The 14,944-nt window shown below is 61.7% G+C and carries 15 protein-coding genes; all 15 read left to right on the top strand.

Annotated elements, in window-relative coordinates:
- Positions 1 to 42 precede the first annotated feature (42 nt).
- The 15 genes from P5704_002035 to P5704_001965 all read left to right on the top strand — a co-directional run bounded on the left by P5704_002035 (position 43) and on the right by P5704_001965 (position 14,932).
- On the top strand, positions 43 to 441 hold the full coding sequence (locus P5704_002035) for a BlaI/MecI/CopY family transcriptional regulator (protein WOF79308.1): 399 nt from the start codon (positions 43 to 45) through the stop codon (positions 439 to 441).
- On the top strand, positions 441 to 1,436 hold the full coding sequence (locus P5704_002030; GenBank protein WOF81149.1) for a M56 family metallopeptidase: 996 nt from the start codon (positions 441 to 443) through the stop codon (positions 1,434 to 1,436). The genes P5704_002035 and P5704_002030 overlap by 1 nt, the downstream gene beginning before the upstream one ends.
- A 140-nt stretch (positions 1,437 to 1,576) precedes the next feature.
- Entirely contained in the window at positions 1,577 to 2,824 is a 1,248-nt protein-coding gene (locus P5704_002025) for a TolC family protein (GenBank protein WOF79307.1), read from the top strand.
- Positions 2,821 to 4,050: an efflux RND transporter periplasmic adaptor subunit gene (locus tag P5704_002020; GenBank protein ID WOF79306.1), complete on the top strand. Its 1,230-nt coding sequence runs from the start codon at positions 2,821 to 2,823 to the stop codon at positions 4,048 to 4,050. The genes P5704_002025 and P5704_002020 overlap by 4 nt, the downstream gene beginning before the upstream one ends.
- Before the next feature lie 10 nt (positions 4,051 to 4,060).
- Positions 4,061 to 7,201: a CusA/CzcA family heavy metal efflux RND transporter gene (locus P5704_002015; GenBank protein ID WOF79305.1), complete on the top strand. Its 3,141-nt coding sequence runs from the start codon at positions 4,061 to 4,063 to the stop codon at positions 7,199 to 7,201.
- 100 nt (positions 7,202 to 7,301) lie between these two features.
- The gene (locus tag P5704_002010; GenBank protein ID WOF79304.1) at positions 7,302 to 8,048 is read left to right on the top strand and encodes a HupE/UreJ family protein; all 747 of its coding nucleotides are present in this window, start codon (positions 7,302 to 7,304) and stop codon (positions 8,046 to 8,048) included.
- A gap of 21 nt (positions 8,049 to 8,069) precedes the next feature.
- The gene (locus P5704_002005; protein ID WOF79303.1) at positions 8,070 to 8,702 is read left to right on the top strand and encodes a transmembrane anchor protein; all 633 of its coding nucleotides are present in this window, start codon (positions 8,070 to 8,072) and stop codon (positions 8,700 to 8,702) included.
- Between the two features lie 130 nt (positions 8,703 to 8,832).
- Positions 8,833 to 9,099, top strand: a complete 267-nt coding sequence (locus P5704_002000; protein ID WOF79302.1) for a hypothetical protein — start codon at positions 8,833 to 8,835, stop codon at positions 9,097 to 9,099.
- Between the two features lie 187 nt (positions 9,100 to 9,286).
- Positions 9,287 to 10,222, top strand: a complete 936-nt coding sequence (locus P5704_001995; protein ID WOF79301.1) for a LysR substrate-binding domain-containing protein — start codon at positions 9,287 to 9,289, stop codon at positions 10,220 to 10,222.
- Positions 10,223 to 10,226: 4 nt separating this feature from the next.
- A complete protein-coding gene (locus tag P5704_001990; protein ID WOF79300.1) occupies positions 10,227 to 10,505 on the top strand; it encodes an EexN family lipoprotein in 279 nt (92 codons plus the stop codon).
- 234 nt (positions 10,506 to 10,739) lie between these two features.
- On the top strand, positions 10,740 to 12,746 hold the full coding sequence (locus P5704_001985) for a conjugal transfer protein TraG (GenBank protein ID WOF79299.1): 2,007 nt from the start codon (positions 10,740 to 10,742) through the stop codon (positions 12,744 to 12,746).
- Complete coding sequence (locus P5704_001980; GenBank protein ID WOF79298.1) at positions 12,743 to 13,207, top strand: ribbon-helix-helix protein, CopG family; 465 nt, start codon at positions 12,743 to 12,745, stop codon at positions 13,205 to 13,207. Before P5704_001985 ends, P5704_001980 begins: the two co-directional genes overlap by 4 nt.
- Entirely contained in the window at positions 13,204 to 14,280 is a 1,077-nt protein-coding gene (gene trbB / locus P5704_001975) for a P-type conjugative transfer ATPase TrbB (GenBank protein ID WOF79297.1), read from the top strand. The genes P5704_001980 and trbB overlap by 4 nt, the downstream gene beginning before the upstream one ends.
- On the top strand, positions 14,277 to 14,663 hold the full coding sequence (locus P5704_001970) for a TrbC/VirB2 family protein (GenBank protein ID WOF79296.1): 387 nt from the start codon (positions 14,277 to 14,279) through the stop codon (positions 14,661 to 14,663). The genes trbB and P5704_001970 overlap by 4 nt, the downstream gene beginning before the upstream one ends.
- Positions 14,660 to 14,932, top strand: a complete 273-nt coding sequence (locus P5704_001965; protein ID WOF79295.1) for a VirB3 family type IV secretion system protein — start codon at positions 14,660 to 14,662, stop codon at positions 14,930 to 14,932. Before P5704_001970 ends, P5704_001965 begins: the two co-directional genes overlap by 4 nt.
- The last annotated feature ends 12 nt before the right edge of the window (positions 14,933 to 14,944 follow it).

The raw sequence follows: 14,944 nt of genomic DNA, 5'->3' as shown, positions 1-14,944 counted from the left end.
ACGATACTCATTGATTCGAGTCAAAGCTCGGAGCTGACAACCTTGACCAACCACAGCGTACCAACACTTGGCGATCTGGAAATCGCCGTGCTTGAAGACATCTGGCGCTTCGGCCCGTCCGACACCAAGGCGGTTTATTCCCGCATTGGACAGTCGCGCTCGATTTCTTTGAACACCGTGCAATCTACGCTGGAACGTCTATTTCGCAAAGCCATGCTTCAGCGCGAAAAGATCAGCCATGCCTATGAATACTCAGCGCGAGTTTCCCGCCGCGAATTGATCCAGAAACTGGTGGAATCCACGGTGCGTCGTGTCGCAGGGCCGCAGCCCGATGCGTTGCTGAGCGCATTTGTCGATCTTGCTGCAAGGGCGGATGACGACCAGCTCAAGAGGTTGGAGGAATTGATCGCACGTCGTCGGGCTGAATTGGATCAGCCGTGATGACGAGCTATGGCCCACTACTTCAGTTTGCATTGCTGTCCGGCTTCGTGCTGGCAGTGACGCTTACTCTGCTGATCGGTGCTTGCGAGCATCCATTGCGTCGTGCGCTGTCAGGTAAGACCGCTTCTCAGCGGGCGCGGGTATCTTGGTGGATGCTGGTAACGCCTGCATTGGCGGGCATCACCTACGCGGTGATGACCATTGCAATGCCGTCGATGTTTGACGACTCAGCCCGATTTGCCGCTGCCTGTTCTGCGCATGCCGACACGCTTCTGCACCTGTGCGTTTGGCACCCGAGCAGTACCGGGCAAAGTGCTTGGCTATGGGGTGCATTGGCGTTGCTGGCAGGATATGCGGCTTGGCTGGCGGCGCGAGCCGCAGCAGGTCTTTGGCGCGCTCGTCGAACCCTTGCCTCGCTGGTGCGGCTGAGTGGTCGTCCAGGGTATCCCGACAAACTGCGCGTGCTCGATGTTGAACAGCCTATGGCGTTGGCCTGCGGCGTCGGGCGTGGTCACATTCTGCTTTCAACGTCGTTGATGCGACGACTCAATCCGATGCAGTTGCGCGTGGTGCTCGCGCACGAACAGGCTCACATCGCCAATCGTGATGTTCTGAATCGCTTGACCGCTGCCGTACTGTCCAGCATCCAGTTGCCCGGCGTCCGTCGTCGGTTGTTGCGCGATCTGGAACTCGCTTTGGAGCAGCGTTGTGATTTTGCTGCCGCCAAAGAAGTGGGATGCCCTATCGCCGTGGCCGAAACCATCGTTACGGTGGAGAAGATATTTCGGCAACACGCGAGGGAGCAGGTGCCGTTGACGATGGCGTTCTTTTCCGATTTTGTCCCTGAGCGCGTTGAAGCATTGCTGTCATCCAGGCACACGTCGATCTCGTATTTGGGACCAATGCTCGGCATCTTTGTTCTGGCGTTTTGCAGCCTATCTACCGGCTGGCTGCACTCTGTGACCGAATCTCTCATCACCGTGATGACGAGGTAAGTTCATATGCGCGCGTGCCGTGTTTTTTTGCTTAAAAAACCGATTGATGATCGGTTTTATCGTGATTCCGCTCCAGCGTGCGTGGGAGGTCGCTGCGCGGAATCGTTTGATCGCCATCTGTTGTCGTCGTGAGGGTTTTCATGAAATTGATCCGCTTAGTGGCCTTGGTGTTCGTCGGGGCCTGCGGCACATCCGCAGCCCTAGCCGCCGAACCCCTGCGGCTGGAGGAGGCAGTCTCCCGCGCGCTCGCTGCCCATCCCTCCATCACAGCCGAAACGGCGCAGCTCCAGGCTGTTCGTGCCCGCACCCAGCGCGAAGCCCTGCCACCGCCTTACACGATTGGCGGTGAGATGGAAAACGTCGCCGGGAACGGCAATCTGCGGGGTATTCGTTCGGCTGAAACGACATTGCGCATCGGCCGAGTTATCGAACTCGGCGGCAAGCGCGAGGCTCGCCAAACATTAGGGCAAGCCGAACTGAGGGAACAAGAGCATCAGGCCACCAAAGCGCGGATCGACTTGGCCAGCACGACCGCGGCTCGATTCATTGAAGTGCTCGCTAGGCAACAGCGATTGGTCTATGCCGAGGAGCGCGTCGAGCAGGCAGAACGCACCCGACAGGAGGTTGCAGCCTGGGTGAAAGCCGCTCGCAATCCCGATTCTGATTTACAGGCCGCCAATATTGCAGTCGCGGAGGCGCAGCTTAACCGCGAGAGTGCAGAACACGAATTGGCAAGCGCCAAGATGACCTTGGCAGCGAGTTGGGGCGCGTTGACGCCGGACTTCGGTGAAGTCGTCGGCGACCTGCAAACCTTGCCGACCGTGGCGTCATTCGAGACGTTGGCCGCTCGTTTGCCCATGACCCCCGAGCTATGGGCATCACGTTTGCGGGCCGACACCATCGGCGCCCGTCGTCGGCTCGCGGAGGCCGAGGCCAAACCCAATCTGGACGTTAGCTTGGGTGTACGTCGTTTTGAGGCCACCAGGGATCACGCCGTGGTGGCGTCAATCTCGATCCCGCTAGGTGGGCCGACACGCTCTGGATACGCGGTGTCACAGGCCAACGCCGAACTGGCTGCGCTGGAGGCACGGCGCGATGCCGAACGCTTCGAGCGCCACCAGGCGCTGTTCGACAAGTATCAGGAACTCACGCACGCACGTCACGAACTGGGGTCGTTGCGCGAACGGATGCTGCCTATGGCCGAAAGTGCCTTGGCAACGACTCGTCGTGGCTTTGAGCAAGGCCGCTTCTCCTATTTGTCGCTGGCCCAAGCACAGCGGACGCTTTTCGATCTTCGCTCGCGTGCTGTCGAAGCCGCCGCTCGCTATCACCTTCTGCTGGTCGAGGTGGAACGCCTCACCGCCACCGTTGAGGAAAACGCACCATGATTCGCATTCTTTCCCTGCTGCTCCTTTGCGTGTTCGTCGCTGCGTGCAGCCCTGGTGGCGACAAGCCCAAAGAGGAGGCCAGCGCCCAAGCAAGCGGAAGCTATGAGCGTGGGCCAAACAATGGTCGGCTACTCCGTGATGGAGATTTCGCCCTAGAAGTCACCATCTACGAAACCAATGCGCCCCCGCATTACAGGCTATTTGCCTACCGCGACGGCAAGCTTGTCGCCCCCGCCGATGTTGTTGCGACCATCAAGCTCTCCCGCCTGGATGGCGAGGTCAACCAATTCAAGTTCACGCCGGAGAACAACTATCTAGTCGGCAGTGGCGAAGTGACCGAGCCGCATTCGTTCGACGTGGCCGTATCCGCCGAACACGCCGGAAAGAAGTCCACATGGTCTTACGAGTCCTACGAGGGCCGTGTAACCATTCCGGCCAATATCGCCAAGGATGCCGGCGTCAAGACCGAATCGGCGGGGCCGGCAGTCATTCGAGACGTTGTGCGACTAATGGGAACAGTTGTTCTGGATGCCGACAGGCACGCAGCGATTCGTGCGCGCTTCCCCGGCATCGTGCGCTCTGTGAACGTGCAGCAAGGAGAGCGCGTCCGCCGGGGCCAGACACTGGCCGTCGTCGAGGGCAACGACAGTATGCGTACCTACCCGATCACGGCGCCGTTTGATGGCGTCGTGCTCGCGCGCAATACGAATGTGGGCGACGTGGCCGAAGCTGGTGCGCTGTTCGAGCTGGCCGACCCGTCCAATGTATGGATCGACCTGCGTGCCATCGGCACAGACGCCGAAGTTCTACAGCCAGGCCAAGCCGTGCGAATCCGGTCAGCGACCGGAAAGACCGAAGCCAGTGGAAAGATTCAACGGCTGTTGCCGGTGGCCGGCAGCGGCCAGAGCGTCATTGCCCGCGTCAGCATCCCGAACCCGGAGGGGCGCTGGCGCCCCGGCATGACCGTGGCCGCCGAGGTCACAGTAGGCACGCGCAACGTATCGCTTGCGGTGAAGGAGTCGGGATTGCAGCGATTCCGCGACTTCACCGTGGTATTCGCACAGGTCGGCGAAACCTATGAAGTGCGAATGCTTGAGCTTGGGGAGCGCGATGGCGAATACGTTGAAGTGACCGGCGGACTCAAGCCCGGCACGAACTACGTAGCCGAGCAAAGTTTCCTGATACGCCAAGACATCGAAAAGTCTGGCGCCAGCCACGATCACTGAGGACGCGGATATGCTCGAACGTATCATTCGCGCGTCCATTGCGCATCGCTGGCTGGTGCTTCTACTGGTGCTCGCCCTGTCCGGGCTGGGGATCTGGAACTACAGCCGCTTGCCGATCGACGCGATCCCGGACATCACCAATGTCCAAGTGCAGATCAATACCGAAGCACCGGGCTACTCGCCAATGGAGGCAGAGCAGCGCGTCACCTTCCCGGTTGAGACGGCATTGGCTGGCCTTGCTCGGCTGGACTACACACGTTCGATTTCCCGCTACGGTCTGTCGCAGGTCACGGCGGTCTTTGAGGACGGCACTGACATCTACTTTGCTCGCCAGCAGGTCGCCGAACGCTTGCAGCAGGCATCCTCGCAGCTTCCGACGGGCTTGAACCCTTCCCTCGGGCCGGTAGCAACAGGCCTCGGCGAGATATTCATGTACACCTTGGAACCCGAGAAGGGCTACGAGGAAGTATGGACGCCAACGGCGCTGCGCACGTTGCAGGACTGGTCAGTGCGTCCGCAGCTTCGCAACCTGAAAGGCGTCACCGAGGTCAACACCATCGGTGGCTACGTGCGCCAATTCCACATCACGCCCGATCCGGTCAAGCTGCTGGCCTACGGGTTGACGATGAACGACGTGCTGAACGCCGTCGCGCGCAACAACGCGAACGTCGGTGCCGGGTACATCGAGCGTCATGGCGAACAGTATCTGATTCGCATTCCCGGCCAAGTGGGCGACATAGAGCGGCTGCGGAAGATTGTCGTGGCAACGCGCGATGGCCTTCCGCTCCGAATGGGCGATGTGGCGGAAGTGCTAGAAGGCAGCGAATTGCGAACCGGCGCTGCAACGAAAGACGGCAAGGAAGTCGTGTTGGGTACGGCCTTCATGCTGATTGGCGAGAACAGCCGAGCGGTTGCGCAACGCACGGTGGAAAAGCTCGCTGAAATCGACGCGACACTTCCCGAGGGAGTCCGCGCGCATGCGGTTTACGACCGCACGCAGCTCGTTGATCGCACCATCGCCACCGTGCAGAAGAATCTTCTGGAAGGCGCATTGCTGGTGATCGCAGTGCTTTTCCTGCTGCTGGGCAACATGCGGGCAGCTCTGATAACTGCTGCCGTGATTCCGCTTGCCATGCTGCTGACGATTACCGGCATGGTACAAAACCGTATCTCGGCCAATCTGATGAGCTTGGGCGCGCTGGACTTCGGCCTGATCGTCGATGGCGCGGTCATCATCGTGGAGAACTGCTTGCGCAGGTTCAGCGAGCGACAGCACCAGCTCGGTCGCCTGCTGACCCGCGACGAGCGTTTCTCGCTGGTTTCGAGTGCCAGTGCGGAGGTCATCAAACCCGCGCTGTTCGGACTGTTCATCATCACGGCCGTTTACCTTCCGATCTTCGCGTTGTCGGGCGTCGAAGGAAAGATGTTCCACCCGATGGCCCTCACTGTCGTCATCGCCTTGACCGGCGCGATGGTGTTGTCGCTGACCTTCGTACCCGCCGCGGTCGCCCTGTTTGTCACCGGCAAGGTTTCCGAGAAGGAAACCAAGGTGATGCGCGGCATCAGCCGCCTCTATGCACCGCTTCTCAAGCAGGCGATCAAGTTGCGACTTGCCGTCGTCGCGGCAGCGGCAGTGCTGGTAGTGCTCTCGGGCATGCTCGCAGCGCGCTTGGGAACCGAGTTCATCCCGAACCTGGACGAAGGTGACATCGCCCTGCACGCAATGCGCATCCCCGGGACGAGTCTGACGCAGGCGATTGGCATGCAACGCCAACTGGAAGCCCGGATCAAGGAGTTTCCGGAGGTCGAGGAAGTCGTCGCCAAGATCGGCACTGCCGAGGTTGCGACAGACCCCATGCCGCCTTCGGTAGCTGACACCTTCATCATGCTCAAGGATCGCAGCGAATGGCCTGACCCACGTAAGCCGAGGGCTGTCCTGCTTGCCGAACTGGAGAAGGCGGTTAACACCATCCCCGGCAACAACTACGAATTCACGCAACCCGTGCAGATGCGCATGAATGAGTTGATCGCAGGTGTTCGTGCCGAGGTGGCAATCAAGGTGTATGGCGACGACATGGAGCAACTGGCCGAAATTGGCTCGAAGATCGAAGCCGTGGCCGAGAGTATCGACGGGTCTGCCGATGTGGCGCTTGAGCAGATTACGGGCCTACCGCTGATGACGATCACGCCGAACGTGGATGCACTGGCCCGGTACGGCCTGGCGATCGACGACATACAGCAGACGGTGGCGATCGCGCTAGGCGGTGCCGTCGCTGGCCAGGTGTTTGAGGGGGATCGCCGATTCGATATTGTGGTTCGGCTACCCGAAGCGCAACGCCAGGACCCGAAGGCACTGGCGACACTACCCATTCCGATTCAAGCCGGAACGGTTGCCGGGCTAGGCCAAGCAGCCTATGTGCCGCTCGGCCAGCTTGCGTCCATCGAAGTAGCGCCCGGCCCCAATCAGATCAGCCGCGAGAACGGCAAACGCCGGATCGTTATCACCAGCAACGTGCGCGGGCGCGATCTAGGTTCGTTCGTGGAAGAACTACGTGAGCGGGTGAGCCGTGAAATTACGCTGCCCGAAGGCTATTGGGTCAGCTACGGCGGCACGTTCGAGCAGCTCATCTCGGCCAGCCAACGCCTGTCCGTCGTCGTGCCTGCCGTGCTGGTTCTGATTTTCGGCCTACTGTTCATGGCCTTCGGCTCGGGCCGGGATGCAATGGTCGTCTTTAGCGGCGTACCGCTGGCGCTGACGGGTGGTGTAGCCGCATTGTGGCTACGCGATATTCCGCTCTCGATTTCAGCAGGTGTCGGCTTCATTGCGCTGTCCGGCGTGGCTGTGCTCAACGGACTGGTGATGGTGAGCTTCATTCGCAAGCTGCATCACGACGGCGCACCAATTCAGGACGCCATCGTGAATGGCGCGATGACGCGACTGCGCCCAGTGCTAATGACTGCGCTGGTTGCAAGCCTTGGTTTCGTACCGATGGCTATCAATGTCGGAACAGGCGCGGAAGTGCAAAGACCACTCGCCACTGTCGTCATCGGCGGCATCGTTTCCTCGACGCTGCTGACGCTGCTGGTTCTACCGGCCTTGTATCGCCTCATTCATCGGCGTACCGACCAGCAGAACACGGCACAAGCGTAAGCAAGGCACCAATTTATCAACAAGTTTGCAGGGAGCGGCGGATGCGGAAAAGGCATTCGCCGCACGCAAGCAACAGGCCCTTTAGGAGATTGATTGAGGTATGACATTCATGCGTGAAAGACCATTTGAAGTAACGCCAGGGCGCTACCGACCAACCTGGCAACGGATTTCTCTATTTCTCGGAGCGGGGCTTCTCCTATTGTTCGCGTGCGCGAATCAGGCACTGGCCCATGCCGTTGCAGAAGGCGACAAGGGCTATATCCAGGAGATCTCCGGCGTCAATCTGATCCCGTTCATGTATTTAGGGGCGAAGCATATGGCAACGGGATACGACCATATCCTGTTCCTGCTTGGCGTGATCTTCTTCCTATACCGGATGAAGCACATCGCCCTGTACGTGACGCTGTTTGCCATCGGCCACTCGACCACGATGCTGCTCGGTGTGTATTTCAACGTCGGAATCAACAGCTACATCATCGACGCGATCATTGGTCTTTCGGTTGTTTACAAGGCGCTCGACAACATAGGTGCCTTTCAACGGTGGCTCGGCTTCCAGCCCAACACGAAAATCGCAACGGTTGTATTCGGGCTGTTCCACGGCTTCGGCCTGTCCACCAAGATCATTGAATACAACATTTCACCCGACGGCCTGATTCCAAACCTGCTGGCATTCAATGTCGGCGTGGAAATCGGGCAACTGCTTGCGCTCGGCACCATTCTGATCGCAATGAGTTACTGGCGTCGGACGGCGAGCTTCTGGCGTCATGCGTACACCGCAAACGTGGCAATGATGTGTGCCGGATTCATTTTGATCGGCTACCAGATCACCGGCTACTTCGTTTCCTGAACCTCACACGGAGCAATCCTTATGTACAACGTATCCAAGCCAACCATTGACGACCTGCCCACATCAAAGCAACTGCTGCGCTCGACGTTTATTGCGCTCGTGGCCGCCATTGCAATTTTGGTAGCCATCGTCCTCCCCTCCGAATACGCAATCGACCCGACAGGAATTGGCCGTGCGCTCGGGCTGACGGAAATGGGAGAAATCAAGAAACAGTTGGCCGAAGAAGCTGCGGCAGACGCCGCAATGGATGCAGCCAAGGCCGTTGCCCCGACTAAAGGAAACGCAAGCACAACCGAGTCAGAACGGCAGCAAGATGCCGCCCAGGTGGCGAACGATTCTGCTTGGCGCGATGAAATGCGCGTCGTACTCAAGCCCGGTCAAGGGGCCGAAGTGAAGCTAAGCATGAAGGCCGGTGAGAAAGCCGAGTTCAGTTGGATCGCCGAAGGCGGCGTAGTGAACTTCGATACCCACGGCGATGGCGGTGGACAGTCGATTAGCTACGAGAAAGGCCGTGCCGTGCCCGCAGACGATGGTTCGATCCAGGCTGCCTTTAATGGCAATCACGGCTGGTTCTGGCGAAACCGTGGGGACGCCGATGTGACTGTGGTTGTCCGTACTCGCGGTCAATACGCGGAAATGAAGCGCGTCTTGTAGTTCGCCAGAAAGACAGGGGTGAATGCCCCATGTACTCCGGCCATCCTGCTGATATGGCAGACGCGCAACAGGAGGCCGTAGTTTCCCGCCCAGCCGCGAAGGCTGGGCTTAACCCAAGGAGATAGTGAAAATGAATATTCGTCCGTTCTTGATTGCCGCCCTGGCCAGCGCATCGCTCGCTTCGCCGCTTGCGATGGCTCACCCCGGCGCGCATGACGACGATGAGAAGGCCATGCCGAAGACCTGCGAGCAGTTGGCAGATACGAAGCGGTACATCAGCGACGTGGCTTATCCCGAAGTAAAGAAGCTGAAAGAGCAATGCGATGCCGCCGCAAAGAGGAAGCCGGCTGCAACGCCGGCTCCGGCAACCCGTCAATCGTCCGGCGGCAAGAACTGATTTTTCAGATTGTGGCCGTGACTCACAAGGTCACGGCCACCGCCTGATTGAGTTGGCAAGCTCCGCCTTGGCCCTCGCTCGGCTGCTCAGAACTGCCAATACTCCGCACTGGCCTGGGTGACGAATCATGGTTCTAGCATTAACCGAGGAGCAAGTGCTATGTCGGCTCGGAGGGAGTGAATATTCTATGGAGTTGAGACACCTGAAGTATTTTCTCGCCGTAGCTGAGGAGCTTCGCTTCGCCCGTGCCGCAGAGAAGCTGCACATTGAGCAATCGCCCTTGTCCCGAGCCATCAAGGAACTGGAAGAAGAACTGGGTGTTGTGCTGTTTGCCCGCACCACCCGCAGCACCAGGCTGACCCGCGCTGGCAAGTTGTTCTTGGAGCACGTTCGTCGCGTGCTCGCTGCTGTGGAGCAGGCTCGCGAGAGCGTAAAGGCTGCGGCCAACGGCTTTCACGGGCAGTTGCGCGTGGCATTGTCCGATGGCATCACGCCGTCGCGCCTGTCTGCCTTGCTCGTACTTTGTCGCCAGGAAGAACCTGAGGTAGAAATCCGATTCTTCGAGGTGCCCCTGTCGCAGCAGATCAAGGGGCTTCATAGCGATCTGTACGACGTGGGATTCGCCCAGTCCAACGAGGTTGGTGATGGCATCGTCACCGTACCTGCCTGGAGCGATACGCTGATGGTCGCGGTTCCTGGCCGGCATCCGTTACTCGCCCACAAGCGCATTCCCTTAGATGAGTTGCTGCGCTATCCATTGGTCTTGTGCGATCCGCAAGTTTGCGAAGGCCATGCCAAGCATGTCGAACGAGTGCTTCGCCATACTGAGATGGAGCCTTTGATCGCAGAGCGCGTTGCTTCTTGCGACCTGATGATGGCGCTGGTATCGGCTGGTTTCGCGCTCGGGCTGGCCGGCGCCGCACACATTGCCGCCAGCCGTGAGCCGGGTGTCGTGGCCCGTCCGCTGGCGCAGCGCGTGCCACCCTTGACGACGTACTTGCTTCATCTTGACGATGATCTATCCGACGAACTGGCAAGGTTCATTGAGCGAGTACAGACCATCGAATCTCTGGAACCCCCAAGGCCGATACGAGGTCGAAATCCCGATCCTTCGGAGGAATGATGTCATGAGGAAAATCATCCCGCTCTTGCTGATGGCTGCATTAGCTGCCTGCGGCCAGTCCGAGACGCCACAGAAGCCCGCTGATTCCGCAGTCAACGTCCCGACGGTGGAAGAACTCGCGGCCAACCCCGAGCGGCTCAAAGAGCTGCGCCAGCAGTGCAAGACCGATCGCCCCAAACTCGGCGACGTGCTGTGCAACCGTGTAGCCGAAGCCACGCGCAAGCGGTTCTATGGCGACGGCGAAACCCCCTACACACCGCCGAAAGAGTCGCCCAAGTTCTGATGGCCGGCAGTCCGCCGCATCACCATCTTTTTTGCTCCACACGCCGCAGCGCGCCCTCGCTTGCGGCGTTTTTCTTTGGCTCGCCACCGCGCTCATTCTTTCTTTTTCCGCGACTTTTCTGCTTAAAACGGTCTTTGACCGGCACTGACCCGGCACCGATCCTGACGCTTGCGGCACGTCCTTGTGCCGCGCTTTCCATGAGGAAAAAGCGCAGGAGAAATCGGAGGCCAGGTCATGCAAGGGACGAACGTGCTGTTCGGTCAGATTGCCGTGGTATTCGGCATCGTGATCGCCGGAGTGTGGGGCGCCACACAATGGACAGCAGCAGCCCTTGGCTACCAACTACGCCTTGGCTCGCCCTGGTTTGATTTCTTCGGCACGCCGGTCTATCACCCGTGGCGGCTGTTCGAGTGGTGGTTCTTCTTCGATGCCTATGCGCCGCGCGTGTTCGATACCGGCGGCGCCATCGCGGGCGGCAGCGGTCTTGTCGCCGTGCTGGTGGCGATTGGCATGTCGATCTGGCGCTCGCGGCAATCGCGCCTGGTCACGACCTACGGCTCGGCCCGTTGGGCGAACGCGGATGACATTCGCAATGCCGGCATCACACAGCCGGCCGGCGTGTTCCTCGGCCAGCACGACCGCCAGTACCTGCGGCATGAAGGCCCGGAACACGTCCTGACCTTCGCACCCACGCGCTCAGGTAAAGGCGTTGGCCTGGTGGTGCCGACGCTGCTTTCCTGGCCCGCGTCCGCCGTCATCCACGACATCAAGGGCGAGAACTGGCAGATCACCGCCGGCTGGCGTTCGCGCTTCTCGCATTGCCTGCTGTTCAACCCCACGGATACGAAGTCGGCGGCCTACAACCCGCTGCTTGAGGTTCGGCGTGGCGCGCATGAAGTGCGCGACGTGCAGAACATCGCGGACATTCTGGTCGATCCCGAAGGCGCGCTGGAGAAGCGCAACCATTGGGAGAAGACCTCGCACGCGCTGCTGGTCGGGGCCATCTTGCATGTGCTCTACGCAGGCGAGGACAAGACGCTGCGCGGCGTCGCCAATTTCCTGTCCGATCCGGCCAGTCCCTTCGAGCTGACCTTGCACCGGATGATGACCACGCCGCACCTCGGCGATGGCCCGCATCCGGTGGTGGCGTCCGCTGCGCGCGAAGTGCTCAACAAGTCGGACAACGAGCGTTCCGGCGTGTTGAGCACGGCCATGTCGTTCCTCGGCCTGTACCGCGATCCCACGGTGGCTGAAGTCACGTCGCGCTGCGATTGGCGCATCGCCGACCTGATCGCGGCCGAGCATCCGGTGTCGCTGTATCTGGTGGTGCCGCCTTCGGACATTTCGCGGACGAAGCCGCTCATCCGCCTGATCCTCAACCAGATCGGCCGGCGTCTCACCGAATCGCTCGATGGCTCCGACGGCATCGAGCGCCGCCACAAGCTGCTGTTGATGCTCGACGAGTTCCCGGCGCTGGGGCGCCTGGACTTCTTCGAGACGGCTCTGGCCTTCATGGCTGGCTACGGCATCCGCAGCTTCCTCATCGCCCAAAGCCTGAACCAGATCGACAAGGCGTATGGGCAGAACCATTCCATCCTCGATAACTGCCACGTTCGCGTGACGTTTGCGACGAACGATGAACGCACGGCCAAACGCATTTCCGAAACGCTCGGCACCGCGACCGAGCTGCGCGCGCAGCGCAACTACGCGGGCCATCGGCTCGCGCCGTGGCTCGGCCACCTGATGGTGTCGCGCCAGGAGACGGCGCGTCCACTGCTGACGCCGGGCGAGGTGATGCAGCTTCCGCCTGACGAAGCCGTGGTGATGGTGTCCAGCGTCGCGCCGATCAAGGCGAAGAAGCTGCGCTACTACGCGGACGCCAATTTCAAGCGCCGCGTGCTGCCGCCGCCTGCGCTCGCGGGTGCGCAGTATGCCGACGCGCCGCCGCTGCGCCCGGACGACTGGAGCGGACTGGCGATTCCGCCAACGCCTGCCGTACCGGCCACGGCATCCGCCGATGGTCTGGGCAGCTTGGCCGCCGACGACGGTGGCCCGCGCCGTCAGCCCGAGCTTTCCGAAGCCGTGGCCTATGCCCCCGAGCTGGCCGCGCCTGTGGCCGACCTCGCGCTGCTCGACGACGACGACGACCTGCCGCTTCCCCTTCCTCGCCAGCTTGATCCAGCCATGCAGCGCACGGCCCGGCTGGCTTCCCTCGACCCCAACGACGGAATCGAGCTATGAGCCACTACCGCCTCAACCTGTTCATCCAGCCCGAGCACGCCAAGCGCCTGGACGAGTTGGCCGCCAAGAAAGGCGTGTCCAAGTCGTCCATCGTCGCGGCGGCGCTCGCATCGTGGCTGTCGCCCGATGCCGCCGATCAGCGCGAGGCAGCAGTCGCCAAGCGCCTTGATCGCCTGTCGCGCCAAGCCGAGCGCATGGAGCGTGACCAGAACATCCAGATCGAGACGCTGGCGCTGTTCATTCGCTACTACCTCACGGTCAGCACGCCAGTCCCCGAGGCGCACCAAGAGGCCGCCCGCGCCCAGGGCAAAGCGCGCTTCGAGCAGTTCGTTGAACAGTTGGGCCGCCACTTGCTGCGCGGGCGAAGCCTGGTGCGCGACGTGGTGGAAGAACTGCACCCCGACCCGATGCGGATGGAGGACGCGGCGGCAGCCGCGCAAGCGCAGGAGCGTGCGTCATGAGCGCCGCTCCGCAACTTCCGCCCGAGCCACGCTCATCCGCTGCGGCTTCGCTTGACCGGCGCATCCAGATGCTGCGGACAGCAATGGGGCCGCTGATCGCCACCGCGCTCGAAGACCCGGATGTGGTGGAAATCATGCTCAACCCCGATCGCACCCTTTGGGTGGATCGCCTGTCATCGGGTCGCGCGCCTATGGGCGTGGAAATGCCCGAGGCCGATGGCGAGCGAATCATCCGCCTCGTCGCGGCGCACGTCGGCGCCGAAGTCCACCGGGGCCAGCCGCTGCTGTCGGCCGAGCTGCCCGAAACCGGCGAACGCTTCGAGGGCATCCTGCCGCCCGCCGCGCCGGGGCCGGCCTTCGCGCTGCGCAAGCGCGCCATCGGCGTGATCCCGCTGGAGCGGTACGTCGTGGACAGAATGATGACCGCCGCCCAGGCGGGCTTTCTCGTTCGCGCCGTGCGCGAGCGCCAGAACGTCCTGATCGCTGGGGCCACCAGCAGCGGCAAGACGACCTTGGCAAACGCGCTGCTGGCCGAGATAGCCGCCACCGGCGACCGCGTGCTGGTGCTCGAAGACACGGTAGAGCTGCAATGCGCAGCCCGCGACCACGTTCCTCTGCGCACGCGCGCAGGCGTGGTGTCCATGACGGAGCTGGTGCGCTCGTCCATGCGCCTGCGGCCGGATCGCGTCGTCGTCGGTGAAGTGCGCGGCGCCGAGGCGCTGGATCTCATCAAGGTGTGGGGCACAGGTCACCCCGGCGGCATCGCCACCATCCACGCCGGCTCCGCGCTCGGCGCGCTGCTGCGCCTGGAGCAACTGATTCTCGAAGTGGCAGTGAACCCGCCGCGTGCGCTGATCGCAGAGGCGGTCAATGTGGTGATCCACATCGCCGGACGCGGACGCAAGCGCCGCATCGAGAGCATCGCCCGCGTCGTCGGCTTCGACGGCGTTGGCTACCAACTGGCGGATGCGATGGACACGCCGTTTCCCGAGCTGTCGCCAGTTCCCGATGCCGCATCCCCTGCGGCGACTTCCTCATCCCCGTCCCTCAATCCCTCTGGAGAACTGCCATGACGCACGCCCATGCTTTCCGTGTTTCCGTAAATCCGCCTTCGCACCTGTTCATCCTCGCGCGGCTGCGCAGCCTGGCCCGCCCTGCGGCGCAAGGGCTGCTGCTGGCCGCGCTGCTGCTGTTCCTGGCCGGAACTGCGCAGGCCGCCGGTTCCTCGATGCCCTGGGAAGGCCCGCTGCAATCCATCCTCGAATCCATCCAGGGGCCGGTGGCGCGCATCGTCGCGGTCATCATCATCATCGCCACGGGCCTCGCGCTGGCCTTCGGCGACACGTCGGGGGGCTTTCGAAAGCTGATTCAGATCGTGTTCGGCCTGAGCATCGCCTTCGCCGCGTCCTCGTTCTTCCTGTCGTTCTTCTCGTTCTCTGGCGGGGCCGTCGTATGAGCGGCCCGGACAGCTTCGCGGCCGGGTTCGAGGTGCCGTTGCATCGCTCGCTCACCGAGCCGATCTTGCTGGGCGGCGCACCGCGCACCGTGGCGATCGCCAACGGCACGCTGGCCGCCGCCGTCGGGCTGGGCCTGCAACTGTGGATTCCTGGCGTCGTGCTTTGGATCGTCGGCCATTCGCTGGCGGTATGGGGTGCGCGCGTCGATCCGCAGTTCATGGCCGTGTTCGCCCGGCACATCAAGCACCGCCCGCTGCTGGACGTGTGAGGGGATGCCGCC

Origin of the sequence: Pseudomonas sp. FeN3W (assembly GCA_030263805.2) — a bacterium.
Lineage (GTDB): Bacteria > Pseudomonadota > Gammaproteobacteria > Pseudomonadales > Pseudomonadaceae > Stutzerimonas > Stutzerimonas stutzeri_G.
The sequence above is the reverse complement of the archived record's forward strand: the minus strand, read 5'-3'. Positions and strand labels throughout refer to the sequence as shown.

What these genes read in the sequence shown, in the direction of transcription:
- P5704_002030 (WOF81149.1), top strand. Translation starts at nt 441, where the DNA reads ATGACGAGCTATGGCCCACTACTTCAGTTTGCATTGCTGTCCGGCTTC.
- P5704_002025 (WOF79307.1), top strand. Translation starts at nt 1,577, where the DNA reads ATGAAATTGATCCGCTTAGTGGCCTTGGTGTTCGTCGGGGCCTGCGGC.
- P5704_002020 (WOF79306.1), top strand. Translation starts at nt 2,821, where the DNA reads ATGATTCGCATTCTTTCCCTGCTGCTCCTTTGCGTGTTCGTCGCTGCG.
- P5704_002015 (WOF79305.1), top strand. Translation starts at nt 4,061, where the DNA reads ATGCTCGAACGTATCATTCGCGCGTCCATTGCGCATCGCTGGCTGGTG.
- P5704_002010 (WOF79304.1), top strand. Translation starts at nt 7,302, where the DNA reads ATGACATTCATGCGTGAAAGACCATTTGAAGTAACGCCAGGGCGCTAC.
- P5704_002005 (WOF79303.1), top strand. Translation starts at nt 8,070, where the DNA reads ATGTACAACGTATCCAAGCCAACCATTGACGACCTGCCCACATCAAAG.
- P5704_002000 (WOF79302.1), top strand. Translation starts at nt 8,833, where the DNA reads ATGAATATTCGTCCGTTCTTGATTGCCGCCCTGGCCAGCGCATCGCTC.
- P5704_001995 (WOF79301.1), top strand. Translation starts at nt 9,287, where the DNA reads ATGGAGTTGAGACACCTGAAGTATTTTCTCGCCGTAGCTGAGGAGCTT.
- P5704_001990 (WOF79300.1), top strand. Translation starts at nt 10,227, where the DNA reads ATGAGGAAAATCATCCCGCTCTTGCTGATGGCTGCATTAGCTGCCTGC.
- P5704_001985 (WOF79299.1), top strand. Translation starts at nt 10,740, where the DNA reads ATGCAAGGGACGAACGTGCTGTTCGGTCAGATTGCCGTGGTATTCGGC.
- P5704_001980 (WOF79298.1), top strand. Translation starts at nt 12,743, where the DNA reads ATGAGCCACTACCGCCTCAACCTGTTCATCCAGCCCGAGCACGCCAAG.
- trbB (WOF79297.1), top strand. Translation starts at nt 13,204, where the DNA reads ATGAGCGCCGCTCCGCAACTTCCGCCCGAGCCACGCTCATCCGCTGCG.
- P5704_001970 (WOF79296.1), top strand. Translation starts at nt 14,277, where the DNA reads ATGACGCACGCCCATGCTTTCCGTGTTTCCGTAAATCCGCCTTCGCAC.
- P5704_001965 (WOF79295.1), top strand. Translation starts at nt 14,660, where the DNA reads ATGAGCGGCCCGGACAGCTTCGCGGCCGGGTTCGAGGTGCCGTTGCAT.